The following is an 18390-nucleotide window of genomic DNA, read 5'->3' as shown; positions in this document are numbered from 1 at the left end:
TGCTAATCATTGGCAATATACCCAATACCACGAATGGTTTTTATATAATCTTCTTCAATTTTAAGATTTAGTTTTTTTCGAATTGCATTCATAAAAACATCAATAACACCAGTATCGTACTCAAAATTAATTTCCCACACATCTCTCAAAATTTGATTTCTAGTGCAGACTTTTCCTTTGTTTTGAATTAAATATGCCAACAATTCAAACTCTCGTTGTGTAAGCGAAATTTCTTCTTCTCCTTTCAAAACAATATGTCTGGATAAGTCCATTGTAATGTTTCCTAGGGTCAAAGTTTCAATTTGCTTTTTATTTCTAAAGTGAACTTTAATTCGTTCAACCAATTCCTCAAAACTGAAAGGTTTTTTGATATAATCGTTTGCGCCCGCTTTCAATCCTTCAATCGTTTCCTGCACAGTATCTTTTGCTGTTAAAAAAATAATTGGTGTCGTTTGATCTTTAATTCTAATGGCTTTACACAGATCAAGTCCATTGATTTTTGGCAACATCCAATCCAAAAGAATCAAATCAAATTTTTGTTCCTGAACAAGTTCAAAACCTTTTGAACCATCGGCAGCAGTAGTAATTTGATAACCTTCCTCTAGCAAGCCTTGTTTTAGAAATTGAACAATTCCTACTTCGTCTTCAACTATTAAAATATGCATTTATCGTATCTGATTAAAATTTGAATTTCTTTTTTGTAATCCAAAGATAAATAATTTAGCTCTCAGAAATGGCCTACACTACCAATTAATAAAGAAAACAAGAATCTTAAGCAAATATTAAGTTAATGTTAAGTAAGGTAAAAGTCGAACTTAATCTGACGTTAATGATTCGTAAGTAATTTTGTAAAAAAATAACTGATGAATTTTTTCAAAAAACTTTCGCCGTTTTACAATCTGGCACTGCTTTATTTTGTTGTAAGTTTCACACTTAGAATTGTTTTACTTTTTCACCCAATTACTCAAAGCTCTTTTTCATTTATCGAGAGCTTAAAGATTTTTTCGCTGGGTTTAGTTTCAGATTTTTTTGTTTTCTCGATAGCATTAGCCTTCTTATGGCTTTATCTTATTTTTATTTCAGATTCAAAATACAATAAACCTTACGGATATATTATACTGGCAGGTTTTTTGGCGCTTTTAATTTATATAGCGTCAGGAAAAAGCATTTTTGACGAGTATGGAGGTGCTTTGCCTAAAATCGTTTTGATTTTTGTTTCGCTAAAAACACTTTTGTTTGCGCTTTTTCTTTTCTTACCAAAGCACAGAAACAAAATTAGATACTGGCTTTTTGCATTTGTGATCTTTCTTTATGTTTTACTAATTCTTCAGAATGCAATTAGCGAATTTTTCTTCTGGAATGAATTTGGCGTAAAATACAATTTTATAGCTGTCAATTATCTGATTTACACAAATGAAGTTATTGGAAACATCATGCAGTCTTATCCTGTAATTCCAATATTCTCAACTTTGTTTGCCATTACAGGAATTATAACCTATTTTATTATCAAGAATTCTAGAAATTATATTGATGAAATTCCAAGTTTTAGCGAAAAAATAAAAATCACAGCACTTTATGCAGTGTTATTTATTACTGCTTTAGTAGCTGTTCCTGGATTAGCCAAAACAGAAAATTCTAAAAATGTTTTTGTAAATGAATTACAATCTAACGGAATCTACAAGTTTTATTTAGCCTTCCAAAATAACAAATTGGACTATTACAAATTCTACAAAACGATTCCTAATGAGAAAGCATTTGCTATTTTAAAACAAGAATTGCCTGCTATTTCTGGAAAAAATACACTTAGAGAAATAAAAGAAGATTCGTTAGAACAACGAAAAAATGTGGTTTTAATTACGGTTGAAAGTTTAAGTGCCGACTTCATGAAAATGTACGGAAACGAGCAAAATATTACTCCATTTTTAGACAGTCTTGCTCAAAAAAGTTTACTTTTTACAAATGTTTATGCTGCAGGAAACAGAACTGTACGTGGTCTTGAAGCTGTAACCTTGTGCCTTCCTCCTACAGCTGGCGAAAGTGTTGTAAAAAGAGAAGATAATAAAAATAAGTTCTCAACTGGATCTATTTTTCTTCAAAAAGGCTACAATGTAAAGTTTATGTATGGTGGAGATGCTTTTTTTGACAACATGCAGGACTTTTACTCAGGAAACGGATATCAAATTGTTGACAAATCAAACTTCGCTAAAAATGAAGTCACTTTTTCTAACGTATGGGGAGTTTGCGATGAAGATATGTACAATAAAGCTATTAAAATCATGAATGCTGAAGCAAAGGAAAACAAACCTTTCTTTAACCATATCATGACAGTTAGCAATCACAGGCCGTTTACTTATCCAGACAATAAAATTGATATTCCTGGAAATATTAAATCTCGTGATGGTGGCGTAAAATATACTGATTATGCACTTCGTCAATTTTTTAAGCAAGCTGAGAAACAACCTTGGTATAAAAATACTGTTTTTGTAATTGTAGCCGATCATTGTGCTTCAAGTGCAGGAAAAACAGAACTTCCATTAGACAAATATAGAATTCCAGCATTAATTTACACACCAGGTGCAAAACCTGAAAAGTTCAATAAATTAATGTCACAAATCGATGTTATGCCAACATTATTTGGACTTCTAAATTTTGATTATCATAGTAAATTTTTTGGTTGTGATGTTCTTAAAACAGACTATCAACCTCGAGCTTTTATAGCTACTTATCAGGATTTAGGTTTAATAAAAGATAATGTTTTAACTATACTTTCTCCTAAACAACAGATACAACAGTTTCAGTTAAAACTTAACGAGAAAACTGGAATTTCTCCTGAATTTCAAATTTATTACGATGAAATTCCATTAAAATCTAAGAATCAAAGTTTAATCGAGCAAACTATTTCTTATTACCAAGCTGCTTCCTATGTCTTGAAAGAAAAAGAATATCAGCTTAAAGAAATTGCAAATAAGAATAAAAAATTATACGCAAACGTTCGTGACTAATACAAAAAGAAACCCGGCATCTGCCGGTTTTTTTTTATAAATCTTTTTATTTGCAGCTGTTTTTTAATTGCAGAGAATGCTAAGATTTTTTAGAAACTATCTTTTCCTTGTGTGATTAGTGAAACCAAAGCTGTTTTTTTCGATATTTATATTATAAAAACAAACCCGACAGGTTTTTTAAACTTGTCGGGTTTAGTTTTATTTTAAGGATTTCATAGAAACTAGAAAACTTAAACTATGAAATTTGAAATCAACATTTAATCATTTTGATTTTTCATTCCAAACAAATCACCTTTTTGAAACAATTTCAAATCATCTTGTAAAGCTTGATAATTTCTTTGTGTAACCGCTGGAGCATCCAAATCGCTCAAATCTGGTTTTCCAGCATTTATCCATGCAGTATACCAAAAACTTGCAGTTGCAGCAATAGCTTTTTTCATTTGACTTTCAACCATTCCGTTTAATTGTTCGTGAAGCTTTTTAGCATAATCCTCAGAAAAAACAGCAGTATTGTATCTCGTTTTCATTACATTTCCTTCTGCATCCAATTTAAATACTTTGTCTTGAGGAGTTGCAGTTCTCAATTTTTTATCGATATCCAATAAAGGTTGCGCCAAGCTATGAGTATCGTTAATCAAGTCCCAAATTGCTTTGTGAACGTCTGGATAATACTGTGCTTCAGGAACATTTAATTTATAATTTTTAACAAACAACTCTGGTAATCTACTTTCCCAAAGTGAGTGAATTCCTTTTTGATCTGTTAATTGTCCGTCGTGATTTGCAGAAGTATGTAATGGCATGTGCGCATCACCAACATAATGTCCTAAATCTGCAGCAAGGAATAAGATTTCAGCTTTATTTTTATCTTTAAAAGCTTTTGTCAATTTTGCCATCATATCTTCCATATACCATGGTAAGATTCCGTTATCCGACAAGAATTTAGCATCGTATTTTTGTTTTGCTTCTTCTAATGTTTTCGGATAAGCGTCTGCAGGGCCAAAGTTCTCCATGTCAAAATAATGTCTTGGTCCTTCTTCTTTATAGTTTAAAGCATACTTACGGATATCTGGAACCGAAGCTTCTTGGGTAATAAAATCAATGTGATTGTAGAAAAATATCTGCAATTGTTTTGGTAAAGCCATTACAGCAGCTTTGTTAATACGTTCATGGCCTACAGTTCCCCATGATAACATAATAAAGCCAATAACTAATACACCGAAAGCGATTAATTTTGGTCTCATTTGGATTTTTTTCATTTGTTTTTTTATTAGAGGGAGCAAATTTAGTTTTAATTAAAGAATACGCAAAAAATACTATCAATAAGATTCTGTAATTTTAACTTTTTGAGATTTTACCTCGTAAAAACAGCATAAGTTCATATTAACAATAATTTTCTTTATACATTTGCTTTACCATCAAAATTCAATTTTATGCGCCAAATTACTTTAAATTTATTTCTATTAATTTCTGCCTTTTGCTTTGCACAAGAAACTGATTTGAAATTAAAAAACGTCAGTGACACCATATTAAATCAAAAAAGAGTCCTTAAAGTATCTGATCCTTTGAATGGTGAAAAAACAATGCAAAAATTGTTTCCAGGTAATTTATATCATCTTTCTGATAAAAATACTTTTATAAGCTGGAAATGCAAATCCTGCAAACCTTCGTCTTTTGTTGATGTAAATGGCGTAGAAGGAGATCAAATGTTTCCTTATAGCGAAGGTGTAGCCACAAGACTTTTGGCTAATATTGACTATAGCGATTCCAAAGGAAATCAGTTTAAAATTTTAGTTTTCAATCATTCTGTTCATGATGAAGACGGCTTGCAAACAGGACGTTTTTCTGGCGGATTATTAGGCGTGGCAAAATTCGAAAAGAACAGTAATGTTTGGGAAATGAAATCTTTTCAACCTGCAGTTGCTGCTTTTGGATCTTTTGCACAATGTCCAACTCCTAAACTAGTTGAAATTGGAGAAGATCAATTTGCTTTATCACTTGTTCATGCCAATGGTGGCGCAGGTGCTCCATATAACGGTTATTTATACCTAATCGTCGGATTTGATGGAAAATATCAGCCTCTAATGGAAATTGATTATTACTCTCTTTTCAATAGCATTAGCTCAGAATGGTCAAGCACTTATACTGTCGTTACAGATAATAATAAAAAATTCTTTAGAGATTTTAAAATCGTAACAAAAGGTTCATACAAAAAAGCAAAAGGTACAGAAGATGATTTCGAAGTTGATTTACCGGCTGAACTTGCAGAAATGGCAAAAACCAAAAAGCAATTTAATTTTGTAATTGAAAGACATTACTCATTCAAAGGAAAATTTTACAAAATGATTGACAAACCAATTGTAAAATTCTCCAATGTAAAATAAATGACATTATCCTAAATAAAGTATTGATAATAAAGCTAAAACAGCTATAAAAATCCATAAAAAAACACCTTGAAGCAAAGGCTTTACTCCTACTGCTTTTAAAGTGGCAAAGTTTAGCGTTGCACCAATTAGAAACAAAGTTATAGTCAAACCAATTTTAGCAATACCAACAAGATGTGCTGTAAAAATGGTTGTTGACGGAATATAGGTATTCACTAACATTGCAACAACAAACAAACCAATGAAATAAGGAATTTTAATTTTTGAGTTCTTGCTTTTAAATAAAAAAGCAGTCAAAATTGAAATTGGAATAATCCATAAAGCTCTGGCTAATTTTACTGTTGTTGCAACCTGAAGCGCTTCTGCACCATATTTATTTGCCGCACCTACAACAGAACTGGTGTCGTGAATGGCAATTGCACACCAAAGCCCAAAGTCTTTTTGAGACAAATCTAATTGATGTCCGATAAAAGGAAAGACAAACAGAGCGATTGAGTTTAGTATAAAAATAACTCCTAAAGCTATTGAAGTCTGATTTTCGTTCGATTTGATTACAGGAGAAATAGCGGCAATCGCGCTTCCTCCACAAATTGCTGTTCCGCAAGAAATTAAATGAGAAGTTTTTTTCTCTGTTTTAAGCCATTTCCCTAATAGAAATCCGAAAATCAAAGTGCTGAATATTGAAAACACAGTTAAAACAAATCCTTCTTTTCCCGCTGAAACTGCGCTATTTGCGTTCATTCCGAATCCTAAACCTACTACAGAGAATTGCAATAAAAATGTAATTGCTTTGTGATTGAATTCTACAAACGGATTTCCAAAAAGGTTCACAATTAAAACACCCAATAAAAGTGCTACTGGAGGAGAAATAATCGAAAATAAACATAATAGAATTACGGCAAGAAAAAGTACTTGCTGTACAGATTGATTAATTTCAAATAATTGTGCTGATGTTTGTTCTTTTGTTTTCAAAATAAATGGGTATTGATATTATGTTGCAAAGTTCCGCCGTTTATATTGAAAACGCCAATCGTAAATTACAATTGACTATAACTTCAAGTTATAATGATTTGCTAAATTTTGAATAAATAGTTCTGATAAAGAATCTGATTTTCCTTGCAAAGTGGCTATGTAAAAATATCTTTCTATAGATAATTTTTCAACATCTAAAACAATCAATTCTTTGTTTTTCAACTCCTTACTTACAGCATGAATAGACATAAAAGCAAAACATTCTGAATTTAGCAAATATGATTTTATACTTTCTGTACTTCCTAATTGCATCTCAATTTGCAAATCTGCTAGTTTTAAGTTGGCTTTTTTTAGTGCAAATTCTATAACTTCAAGTGTTCCAGAACCGCGTTCTCGAGTTATGAATTTCATTGATTTTAAATCAGTTATTGAAATTTCATTTTGTTGCACCAACGGATTTTTACTGCTGCAGACTAAAACCAATTCATCTTTTAAAAACGGAATGTATTTTATGGATTGATTTTTAGATTGTCCTTCAACAATTCCGATTTCGATTTCTTTATTGATTAAAACATTTTCAATTTGTTCTGTATTTCCATTCAACAAATTGACTTTTATGTCTTTTTGCTTTTGATGAAAACTAGCCAAAACTGGAGAAATAATATATTGCGAAATAGTTGTACTTGCTCCTAGTCTGAGCAAACCTTGACGTTCTGCATTAAAAGAACTCATTTCAAAGTCTATTTCGCGATAAATATCAAAAATACTTCTAGTATATTTTAGAAGAATTTTACCTGCTGGAGTTAAGGCGATTTTAGAACCGTTTCGCTCGAAGAGTTTGGTTTTATAGGTTTCTTCTAATTCTTGAATATGTTTAGAAACTGCTGGCTGCGTAATATATAATTCTGTTGCCGCTTTAGTAAAATTAAGGCGGAGCGCAACGGTGTAGAAAACTTTTAGCCTGAAGTCCATAACTATAGTTTGGTTTAGTTTGTTTCATGTTTAGAGTTTCAAGTTATGCAAAAACTTTGAACTTTTATCTCTCTGAACCTTTGTAGCTTTTAAAGCAATCCATTATACTTTCTAACAAACCATTCTGTTGTCAATAAAGCAGCAATCAAAATCAATAACCAAACCCAGTCAATAATCGGGGTTTTACTTGAGATATTTTTTTCAATTGATTTGTATTCTTTGTTTTCTAAAAGTGCATTAATCAATTGATCGGCCTGATCTTCGAAGAAAGCTTTTCCTCCTGTTTGCTGAGCCAATTGCTGTAATTTAACCACATCTGGATTTACAAATTGCTTTTCGATATCAAAATCTAAAATTTCAAAATGACTTGCGTATGAAGTATTCGAGTTTAATTCTTTTACTGTAAAGTTGTATTTTCCTGCCGGAAGTCCTTCTAAATTAGCAGAGAAAGAATTACTTCCTTTCAATAAATCATAATTCTTAGTTTGTTTCGTCGCAGCATTTACAACAGTAATGGTAAGTCTGGCTTTTTCATCAAACTCATAATTTTTATTGAAATATTGCGCGTTAATAATGATTTCTTCACCAGAGTTATAAAAACTTTCGTGAGATACTACTAACGATTTCTTTGAAGTTGATGATGCTAAGTATTGAATAATTTTATCCATAAAAACATCATATTTTTCAAATGACTGATTATCGACATGACTTTGCAAACGCCATTTCCAGCTGTTTTCTCCTAAAAGAAAAGCGGTTCTTTTTCCTTGATTTTCAGCGAAAGCTAATAAAGGTGCATTGGTAGAAACGTTTCTAATTTTTGAAGAAAGCAAAACAGAGACATTTCCGTTAGTGCTGATATTACCAAACGGATTTTGCAAAGGCGGGAAATTTTCAAAACCGATATTATCTATTGCAAACAGGTTGAAGGCTGATTGGAATTCACATAAAAAATCTTCTCGCTGATTACTCATTTTAAATATCAGATTGTTCTGCTGCTGATTTAGAAAATTAAAATCGGTATTGTTTCCTGTGATGATAAAGGTATTTATTCCTTTTAATTTATTATTGTCAAAAATAGCTTTAAAAGCTGTCGTTGGCTGATATAAAACCAAAACAGAAATATCGTCTAAATTGCTAATTTGATTTGGTTTAACTAATATTACTTTACGCTGTGCATTAACTTCAATTGAACGTTTTAAAGCGGCAATATCTGGGTGGTTTATAGCTGAAACAATTGCAATAGTAGACTTTTGATCGATAATTTCAACAGCAAAATTTTTGATGTTATTGTAACTGTTTTTCTCTTTTGCTGAGGATTGTATACTAGCCTTATAAATCTGTAATCCAACTTTATCTGCTGGCAATAATAGATTTAAAGAAGCTGTTTTTTTTGATGGCGAGAAAGAAAGTTTTTCTTTTGCTACAACAGTATTTCCTTGCGAAATAGTAAATTCTGCATTGGCAGTTTTGTCGCCAGCATATTGTAGAAAAACTTCGACAGGAAATTTATTTTTATGAAAAGCGTATTTATTTACGTTGAGCTGATTGATTTTTAAATCGAAAAAAGTGGTTGTATCTCCCACAACCAAAGGATAAACTTTATTGACAGGATCGAATCTATAAACATAGTCGTTTCCTGTAGTCTGATTTCCGTCTGTAATAATTACTGTTGGGAAAATCAGTTTTTTGTTGATGCTTTTTAAATTCTTTGCAACTTTGTTTAAATTGGTTTGATTTCCTTTGAAATCAAATTTGTCTGAAGTTTTAAAATCGTTGTCAAATTGATAGGTTTGAATATCGAATTTTTCTTTTAAAGCAGGATTTGAAACCAGTTTTTGGTATAATTCAACTGCTTTTTTATCTGATTTTAGTGCCACAATAGAACTCGAATTATCGACCACAACGGCTAAAGGCGTTTTGGTAATTTCGAGAGAATTTTTAGAAATAATCGGATTTATCAATAAGACTAACAACCCGAAGATGGCCAAAAAACGTAAAAAAGCCAAAAGTATTATCACATTGGATTTACTTTTGGCTTTAAAAAAATATTGAAAATACGATAAACCACCAGCAATTACTAAAGAAAGCAATAATAAAAGAATCGTGTTTGTCGTCATATTTATTTAGTATTCAGTAATCAGTTTGCAGTAAGCGGCTAAAAAATTGTGTTTTGTTCCTGAGTCAGCTTAAAAACTTAGTTGCTCAGAATCTTAGCAACTTAGAATCTTATGTAAGCATTCCTCCGCAAACATTAAGAACTTGTCCTGTAATGTAACCGCTCATGTCTGATGCAAGGAATAAACAAGCATTTGCTACATCTTCTGGAGTTCCTCCACGTTTCAACGGAATACCTTCTCTCCATCCTTTTACTACATCTTCTGATAATTTTGCAGTCATTTCTGTTTCAATAAAACCTGGAGCGATTGCGTTGCAACGAATGTTACGAGAACCTAACTCAAGAGCTACAGATTTTGTAAATCCGATTGCACCAGCTTTAGAAGCTGCATAGTTTGTCTGACCTGCGTTTCCAGAAACTCCAACAACAGAACTAATGTTGATGATCGATCCTGCTCTTTGTTTTAAGAAAGTTTTCTGAATCGCTTTTGTCATATTAAAAACCGATTTCAAATTCACATCAATTACTTGGTCAAAATCTGCCTCAGACATACGCATTAGCAAATTGTCTTTTGTAATTCCAGCATTATTGATTAAGATGTCAACAGTTCCAAAATCTGCTAAAACAGCATCAACAAAAGTCTGAGCTTCGTTAAAATCTGCTGCATTAGATTGGTATCCTTTAGCTTTTACTCCTAAACTATTTAATTCTGCTTCTAAAGCTTCTGCAGATGCAGCAGATGAGCTGTATGTAAAAGCAACGTTTGCTCCATGTTTAGCAAAAACTTCAGCAATTCCTTTTCCAATTCCACGGCTTGCACCAGTAATAATTGCAACTTTTCCTTCTAGTAATTTCATATTAAGGTATTCGTTTTTATTTTTTGAATTACAAATATAGATTATTTGAGCATTTAATAAAATTTGTAATCCAAAAATTGGCTTAAGAATTTTAGATGTTGCTAAAACAAAAAAAACAGCTCATAAAATGAGCTGTTTCCCCCAAAATAAAAAAACAAAACTAAAAGCTTAAATATGATTTTGTTTCGATTTAAGAAACATACTAAGTTTTAATGGTAATAGCTTAAAAATTGTTTCTTAATATATCTATTCTTCTTTATTCTTTTCAATCTTATCATAGACTATACAACCAAGCGCGATTATTATTGACAGATATAGATAAGGTCTTAAATATTCATAGTAGTATTGATTTATAATAAGTAAACCTATACCCCAAAACAATATCGCAATAGTTGCGGGTGTAAATATTTTTTTAATCATAATATCTAGAAATAAGAAGTTTATTATTTTGATTCAGAAATTATGTTTGGTAAAAGCAACTCACTTTTGTGAGTTGCTTTTTATATATTATTGAAGCTTCCAAGTTGTCATTCTAAACGGACTTGAAGCGCTTGTAAATGTATATACAGGATCTGAGTAGTACAATCTGAAGCTTTCAGCTTTTACGTAAAGTCCTTCAGGATCCATGAAATATTTATCTATACTCGCCAAGAAAGCTGGTGTTGCTACTGTAGTATTTCCGTTCCATGATGCATGTTTCAGAATTACTTTTTTACCATCTGCATCTTCTTCAGCAGTTACGTAATGAAATAAAGCACCTCTTCCCACGAAAGTGTAATAAATAAAAGTTCCGATAGAGTGATTCGCATATATCTGAATAGATGCTATACTTTGTCCAGCTGGTAACATTGCATTAACTTTTTCTAATTCAGCATATAACAATGGTGAGTTAGCAGGAGAATCTATTGTGTAATCATCTACAAAGAATCCAAACCATGAAAGAGGTTTGCCTGGAAGCAAGTATTTATAATCATCTGTAAGGACTAATGGCTTCGTTGTATATTTTATCACAGCAGATACGCCACCTGTTCCTGTTGCTGTAAAGCTTCCGTCAGCGTCATTATATGTAAAATTTGATAATTTTTGTCCGCCTACTTCAACCGCAGGACTTACTATTATTCCTGTTGGAGTATATCCAACTCCTAAATTGTAACTTACAGAATAACCGCTTTCAATAGAATTTGATGTTGCAAAACGAGTTGCAGCCGCAAATGAAAAATCAAATTTATGAGTGGTTGTTCCATCGTTAGTTTCAAGAAGTCTAAAAAGCGGTCTTTCTTCTCCTCCAATAACATTTTGCTCCATTACAAGGTTTTTAGGCAAATCTGCCCAATCTTCTGCAGTAGCTTTTACAAAACGCAATTCTTGATTGTTTCTATTGGTTCTAAAGATAATCTCGCCATTTTCTTCTCCGTAGTACAAAAATTGAAAATCTCCTAAATAACCTTTAGCTCTCAAAGCTGGAATAGGATAATTATTAGAATCTGATAAAAGGTGAATTCTATTTTTTGTAGTAAAAGTTAAACTTACTGTGCTTCCTACTTGAATAGCATATTCACTTTTATGCGCATCTGTATCCGAATCAAAATCTGATGCCATAACTACAGTTCCGTCTGCAGCAAATCTAAACAAGTGTGTATATCCTCCTAAAACAGTGTTATCAGTAAAATAAACCGCTTTCCATCCTTGTGGAGACGAAAGCAAAGCCTCACTTAATTCTGTTTTTTGATTATTTAGACGAGTTGTAGGCGTTTCATTAAAAAGTTGTTCTGCATCTGTATTATCATTACAGGCGATCAATTGCAGTATTAAAACAGCTGCAAATAAGTACTTATATAGTTGTTTCATTTTCATAATGCTTGTTTTAATTAATTACAGATGTTGTATTTTTTTCTGCTTCATCTCTTAAAGCATAAAAATCCATATTGAATGCTTCTTTAAAATATTTCACCACAATGGCTTCTTTTGCTTTTAAGGCTTGAAGCGCAAATGGACTTTGAATTCCTGCTAAAAAGTCAGCGTATTCGTCTTTTGAATAAATTAAAATCATAGAAGCCGTTTCTGCAAAATCTTCATTGATATTTGATCTTGCGTAACTTGTAATAAATCCAAGTTCATTTGATTCTGGAATTTCATAATTGTACCAATCTGCAGTATAACCTCCTGGCGTCAATGTTTTCCAAGTTTTTTCATCAAAAGGTTTGTTCTGATTTAGAATGTGAATGTACTCATGCTGAATTGTATGAATAAACTCTGATACGTTTGCACGATTTGTTTGATCGATATAATCTGTTTCAAACAAAGTAACTCTTTGTCCTCCTTCAGCCAAACCTAAAGTTCTCGTTCCTACACTATTTAAGTTAACTCCTCCAACCAAAACAATTTCTCTTGGCGCTATTTTCTTTACGAAATCTGGACCTCCAATTGCAGCATAACTTTTTAGCCATATTGTTTGAACTATTTCTAGTGCTGGTTTCACTTTATCAATTTCTGGCGGGAACAAATAACGGCTATTGTCTACTGTATTTTGGTTCCATTTATATTGCACATTAATATTGTATTGATCTAAGTAAATTCCATCAATCCAATTATCTAAAGCTGTTTTTTCAGGTTGTGTAAAATCTAATTGGCTTTCTCCTGGCAGGTCATCGCTTCCACATGAAAATAGAGTTATCGAAACTAGAGCTAAAACCGCAATTTTATTATATTTTAATAATTTCATAATTTTCATTTTTTAAGATTATCTAGGATTTAGTTCTAAACCAGTGTTTGAAGCGTGCAACGGAATCTGTAAAGCTCTTCTGTTGTCGTCTTTTACTAGTATATTAGCTGGTTTGTTTGATGTTTCATGTTTTACCACAATGTTAAAACGTTTAATATCAAACCATCTAAGTCCTTCGTGTATAAAATCTCTTCTTCTTGTTTCTGCAATAGCTTTAATATAAGAAGTTTGTACTGGCGTCATGCTGTAGAATGGAGTATATTCGTCTGGAACAACAGGAAACATTGCTACTACTCTTGCTTCAGTTAATTTATCTGTTGCTGGATTATAAGTTGGAGTTCTCGTTGCTAAAAAGTATTCTAATTCGTCATTAGCCAAATCAATTTGTCCTTTCATAACGTGAGCTTCCATTCTGTTTAAGAAAAACTCGTCGTTGCTTAACAAAACTTCTGCTACATAAGGATCTCCAATACCAGCTGTTACGTTAGAATATTTAAAGTATTCATAGAACTTTGGAAGAAATAAAGTTATACTTCCATTAGAAGAATAAAAGTTATAATAATACGCTTTTCCAAAAAGATTTGTACTTGTTCCAAAAATCTCTGGACGACGTAAGCCTGATAAATTGAAACGATTTGTAGAATATAATCTTCCGACAATAGTATTTGCTGAAACAATTAATAAATTGGTTTCTACATCGCTCGCGCCATATCTCAACATTTGATCTTCTACACCAAGAGGTTCATAAGTAGAGAAATCTCTCAATCCTGCTGGCTTATTGCCTAAATCATCAGATAATGAAATTACTTTATCCCAATTTCCTTTTACTAAATAAAATCTACTGGCAAAAGCTTTTGAAGCTGCTACAGTAAAGTGAAATCTTGGCTCTTTGTAATCGTTTGTCACTAATTTTAAACCTTCTTCAATGTCTTTTTCAAGAAAATCAAAAACTTCAGCAACCGTATTTCTTTTGTATTTAGTGATTAATTCCGTTTCTGGTTTTGTTACATACGGAATACCTAAATCTGACTCAGCTGTTGCTGGATTGTAACGTTTTGACCATAATGAAACCAACATAAAGTGTGAATACGCTCTCGCCATTAAAGCTTCACCTCTCTGAGGATTTAAGCTTGCTGGACTTCCTAATTGCTCAATTGCTTCTAGTGCTTTGTTTGCATGCGCAATTGCTTTATAGCAAGCATCCCAGTAATACGCTTGAGTATCAATATCAGTTGCTTCTGTATTGATTTCCCAATTGTAATTTTGCTCGTTTCTGATTAATGTTGTAGGTAATCCGGTGTCAAAAACATTATCAGACATCGTTTCTGCAATCTCAAAATAACTCATTTGAGGATAAGCTTCTACCAATAATTCTTTTATTTTTTCTGGTGTATCTATTTCTGTTCTATTGTCTGGTTTCTCCGATAAGAAATCATCACAGCTAGTAATACAAATAAGTATTAATAGGGATAATGCTATTTTTAAGTTTTTCATGATCTTGACTATTATAATGAAAGGTTTAAAGTAAATGTATATTGAGTTGTCACTGGGAAAGCAACTCCTCCAGTATTACGGAACTCAGGATCTTGTCCATTTAATCGTTTATCAGAATAAACTAACCAAGGATTTACTGCTGAACCTTTTAATGTAAAAGTGCTCACCCCGATTTTCTTCTTGAAATCTGCAGGAAATTCCCAGCTTAATGAGATATTCTTTAATCTAACAAAATCACCATCAGCAATACGAACATCAGAATAGTTATAAGTATTGTAAGCTCTTGCCAATGTACGATCTCCTCCATAATTAGCATTTAAACGTCTGTCTGCAATAACAGGAACATTTGTATAATTTTCATCTCCAGGATTAATCCAACGGTTTGTAAAGTCTTTTGTAAATACCGTTAAGTCATCATAAGTACTATCGTATACAGGATTTAAACGAACTTTATTTCCTCCTGAACCTACAAAGAATATATAAAGAGACAGATTTTTGTATGTAAATGTATTTGCAAAACCAAATGATTTATTAGGCTCAATTGACCCTTCGTATTTCAAATATTTTGTCACATTTAAGTTATCCTGAAAATTAGCCTCTGTAATATTGTTTTCTGCACCATCTTGTAAAATGAAGGTTGGAAGACCTTGATTATTCAAACCTGTAAATTGATATGAATACAATGAATTTCTTGGGTGTCCAACTGTATTTCCACCATTTGAATCAACTAAATCAAAAGCTGTTGGTGTATTTTGCAGTTTTGTAATTTCTTGATGGTAAACAGAAAAATTAAGATTTGTTGACCATTTAAAATCTTTAGTATCAATATTTTTAGTAGTAAAAGCAACCTCTAAACCTTTTGTTTCCATATCGGCATTGTTGCCTTGTCTAATTCTTTGACCTCCAATACCTGATGTAATTACATAATCAACAAGATCAAAAGCTTTACGACGGTAAACATCTGTTGTAAACTGAACTCTGTTATTAAACATTCCAAGATCAAGTCCGATATTAGTTTCAAACTGTTTTTCCCAAGTTAAATTTCCGTTTTGTAATTCTTCAATTCTAATGGCTGATTCTCTATCATCAAGTCCGAAACGGTCTGTAATAGCACTTTTGTAAATAGCCAAAGAGTTTGTTGCAGGTCCTGCAGTAGCTGTTAAACCGTACGATGCTCTTAATGCTAAAGTATTAACTGATTGAACATTTTTCATGAAGCTCTCTTCAGCAACATTCCATTTTCCACTAAAAGTATAAGTTGGCAACCATCTAGAAGAATCGCTATTTCCTTGTCTGTTAGACCCATCATAACGTCCTGTAACAGAACCCGTATAACGTCTATCATAAGTGTAACCTACTTTACCAAAGAAACCTACTGTTCTTTCTTTTTCTTCATTAAAACCATAATAAGAATCACCAGCGTTAATTATCTTTTCAATAATTCTTGGATCTGTAAAAGCAGTCAAACCTCTATCGTATTGTAAACCTGCAGCTGTAAATTGATCGCTAGTTCTATCTACAACTCTCATTTCAGTACCAAAAAATCCTTCTAATTCATGCTTCTCAGCAAATACATTTCTATAAGTAACACTATTTCTTAAGTTATAAGATGTCATGTCATTTGTAAACTTTCTCAAGAATCCACCATTTGGCAATACAGATTCTTTTGGCGCCGTTAAGTCATTTGGATCTTGATATAAAAAGATATTTTGATCTCTTACTAACGTATTTACTCCATCTTCACCAATTGCTGTTCCTGCTCTATATGCTCCAACAACGTTTGAACCTTCTAAAATTTTGTGCTCACGGCTTGTGTTTGCATAACGAGCTGAACCAGTTAAATTATAAGTTAAGTGAGGATTAATTTTATAATCTAAATCTAATTGAAAACGAATATCTTTTACTTCAATTTCCATGAAATTGTTAGCCAATTCGTTTATAATATTCATTTTAGCCCAGTTATTTCTATAGTATTCCAAGTTTCCATTATCGTCATAAGGACGTAAAGTTCTACTTGTATTTAATACATAATTAAAAGGGTTGATATCAAAATCACGTGTCACTTTACCAAAAACAACATCTTTCTCGCTTTCGTAAGTTCCAGGCGCACCTTGATCTCTAATAGATGCCAGTGTAGATAAAGTAACATTTAATTTATCATTGACATAAAAAGTCCCTTTAATATTACTAGAAATCTGTTTTACATCATCTGCAATAGTCCATCCTGGATCTGCATAATACCCCAATGAAGCATAAAATGTATTATTTTTACCCCCTCCAGAAAAACTTAAAGAGTGATTTTGCGTAATAGATGGTCTAAACAAAACATTGAACCAGTCTGTATTTGCCTGCTCATATTTTTTCAAAAAATTATTACGGCTTACAGGGTCATTATTAACCAAGTACGTTCCAGTTTCTGGATTATAAGTATTTATTGCTCTTCCTAAAATATTATAAGCTCCACCGTATCTTCCATTTACAGTACTTGGTAAATCTAAATAACCTTTAGCTTCCATTTCTTTAAAAATACTCATAGATTCCTGAGAATTTAGAATATCAAATTGGCTATAACTTGGAACTGTTCTTACAGTTTGCTCCAATCCGTATGTAATTTTTAGCGGAGAATCTCTGCGCCCTTGTTTTGTTGTTACAACTACAACTCCGTTTAATGATCTAGATCCATAAATTGACGTAGCCGATGCATCTTTAAGAATTTCAATACTTTGAATATCGTTTGCACTTAAACCAGCCACAGATGAACTTAATAATGTCTCTGAATTTCCAGATGCTAAATCAGCAAACGACATATTAATAATATCTTCTTGAACAACACCATCAATAACCCATAATGGTTTCGTATCTCCAAAAATTGAAGAAGATCCACGAACGGTTATCTTAGGAGCAGTACCAAAAGTACCTGTTACGTTTTGCACTGTAACCCCCGCCGCTTTTCCTTCGATCATTCGGCTTACGTCAACTACACCATCAATTTTTAATTCTGCGCCAGAAATTTTACTAATAGCTCCAGTAAATGTTCTTTTTGAAGTTTTTTCATATCCTGTCGTAACTACCACCTCTTTAAGGTTTTGACCAGCTTCAGTTAATACAATTGTTGGAGAAGTATTATCGATTCCAATTTCTTTAGACTCCATACCCACATAAGAAATAACCAAACGATCTACATTAGCCGGTACTTCAATAGTAAAGTTTCCATCAAAATCTGTTAAAACAGCAGTTTTTGTGCCTTTTGCCATAATTGTAGCGCCAGGTAACGGACTACCAGTTTGGTCAGTAACTTTTCCTTTAATGATTGGCCCAAAAGTTAGAACCTCAAATAAAGAATCGTGATTACTGGCATACGAAAAAGAATCAATAGTATTCTTTTGCAGCACAATCTGATTGCTTACTTCTGAAAAAGTAATATTAAAAGGAACCAATACTCTGCTAAGTACACTCGACAGAGTTTCTTGGTTTGCTTCTATACTAACCTTCTCTCCTAGTTGAGGAAGTCTTGAGTTATAAGAAAATTTTACATGAGCAGACTTTTCAATTTTTGATAAAGCATTGTCTAAAGTTAGGTTCTCAACTGTAATAGTTACTTTAGTATCTAATTTTTTCTGCCCATTTACATTATTTGCGAGAGTAACACTTGAAAACACAAGCGCTAACACAAACTGAAACAGCGTTATTTTCATGATTTGGTGAAGTAATCGTTGCTTGACAACAGGTTTTTTCATAATTTTGGTTTGTTTTGATTAATACTATTCGAGTGTATTTTAAGAAACATCATAAATTACCCTTTACAGAGAGTGATTTATTCAGATTTAAGTGTCGTTAATGTTACAGCATTCTCGGCACTTTTTTTATGCATTCG

General features: G+C 32.2%; 12 protein-coding genes. 2 read left to right on the top strand and 10 right to left on the bottom strand.

Annotated elements, in window-relative coordinates; translation table 11 throughout:
* Nucleotides 1-2: 2 nt before the first annotated feature.
* Nucleotides 3-665: a response regulator transcription factor gene (locus AC1Q5Z_RS06040; RefSeq protein WP_198855695.1), complete on the bottom strand. Its 663-nt coding sequence runs from the start codon at nucleotides 663-665 to the stop codon at nucleotides 3-5.
* A 198-nt stretch (nucleotides 666-863) separates the two neighbouring features.
* Between AC1Q5Z_RS06040 and AC1Q5Z_RS06035 the strand changes: the two genes are divergently transcribed.
* Nucleotides 864-3002, top strand: coding sequence for an LTA synthase family protein (locus AC1Q5Z_RS06035; protein ID WP_343586686.1), 2139 nt, complete (start codon nucleotides 864-866; stop codon nucleotides 3000-3002).
* A 257-nt stretch (nucleotides 3003-3259) separates the two neighbouring features.
* Here the strand turns inward: AC1Q5Z_RS06035 and AC1Q5Z_RS06030 are convergent, their stop codons facing one another.
* Nucleotides 3260-4258: a zinc dependent phospholipase C family protein gene (locus AC1Q5Z_RS06030; RefSeq protein WP_343586684.1), complete on the bottom strand. Its 999-nt coding sequence runs from the start codon at nucleotides 4256-4258 to the stop codon at nucleotides 3260-3262.
* 174 nt (nucleotides 4259-4432) lie between these two features.
* Between AC1Q5Z_RS06030 and AC1Q5Z_RS06025 the strand changes: the two genes are divergently transcribed.
* Nucleotides 4433-5383 (top strand): hypothetical protein, encoded by a 951-nt coding sequence (locus tag AC1Q5Z_RS06025; RefSeq protein ID WP_492444056.1) that lies wholly within the window; start codon nucleotides 4433-4435, stop codon nucleotides 5381-5383.
* Nucleotides 5384-5389: 6 nt separating this feature from the next.
* Here AC1Q5Z_RS06025 and AC1Q5Z_RS06020 read toward each other — a convergent pair whose 3' ends face one another.
* The 8 genes from AC1Q5Z_RS06020 to AC1Q5Z_RS05985 all read right to left on the bottom strand — a co-directional run bounded on the left by AC1Q5Z_RS06020 (nucleotide 5390) and on the right by AC1Q5Z_RS05985 (nucleotide 18253).
* Entirely contained in the window at nucleotides 5390-6355 is a 966-nt protein-coding gene (locus AC1Q5Z_RS06020; protein ID WP_289057703.1) for a YeiH family protein, read from the bottom strand.
* A 75-nt stretch (nucleotides 6356-6430) separates the two neighbouring features.
* Nucleotides 6431-7327: a LysR family transcriptional regulator gene (locus tag AC1Q5Z_RS06015; protein WP_492444055.1), complete on the bottom strand. Its 897-nt coding sequence runs from the start codon at nucleotides 7325-7327 to the stop codon at nucleotides 6431-6433.
* An 89-nt stretch (nucleotides 7328-7416) separates the two neighbouring features.
* Nucleotides 7417-9444, bottom strand: a complete 2028-nt coding sequence (locus AC1Q5Z_RS06010; RefSeq protein ID WP_492444054.1) for a hypothetical protein — start codon at nucleotides 9442-9444, stop codon at nucleotides 7417-7419.
* A gap of 109 nt (nucleotides 9445-9553) precedes the next feature.
* Nucleotides 9554-10300, bottom strand: coding sequence for a 3-oxoacyl-[acyl-carrier-protein] reductase (fabG, locus tag AC1Q5Z_RS06005; RefSeq protein WP_111369193.1), 747 nt, complete (start codon nucleotides 10298-10300; stop codon nucleotides 9554-9556).
* A 507-nt stretch (nucleotides 10301-10807) separates the two neighbouring features.
* The gene (locus tag AC1Q5Z_RS06000; RefSeq protein ID WP_492444053.1) at nucleotides 10808-12148 is read right to left on the bottom strand and encodes a DUF4302 domain-containing protein; all 1341 of its coding nucleotides are present in this window, start codon (nucleotides 12146-12148) and stop codon (nucleotides 10808-10810) included.
* Nucleotides 12149-12164: 16 nt separating this feature from the next.
* Nucleotides 12165-13022 (bottom strand): substrate import-associated zinc metallohydrolase lipoprotein, encoded by an 858-nt coding sequence (locus AC1Q5Z_RS05995; protein ID WP_198855704.1) that lies wholly within the window; start codon nucleotides 13020-13022, stop codon nucleotides 12165-12167.
* A gap of 18 nt (nucleotides 13023-13040) precedes the next feature.
* Nucleotides 13041-14516, bottom strand: a complete 1476-nt coding sequence (locus tag AC1Q5Z_RS05990; RefSeq protein WP_289057702.1) for a RagB/SusD family nutrient uptake outer membrane protein — start codon at nucleotides 14514-14516, stop codon at nucleotides 13041-13043.
* 11 nt (nucleotides 14517-14527) lie between these two features.
* Nucleotides 14528-18253, bottom strand: a complete 3726-nt coding sequence (locus AC1Q5Z_RS05985; RefSeq protein ID WP_345158816.1) for a SusC/RagA family TonB-linked outer membrane protein — start codon at nucleotides 18251-18253, stop codon at nucleotides 14528-14530.
* Nucleotides 18254-18390: the final 137 nt, after the last annotated feature.

The organism is Flavobacterium sp. GW823-FHT06G12 (assembly GCF_058794775.1).
Note: the sequence above shows the minus strand (reverse complement) of the source record. Positions and strands in the feature narration are given on the sequence as shown.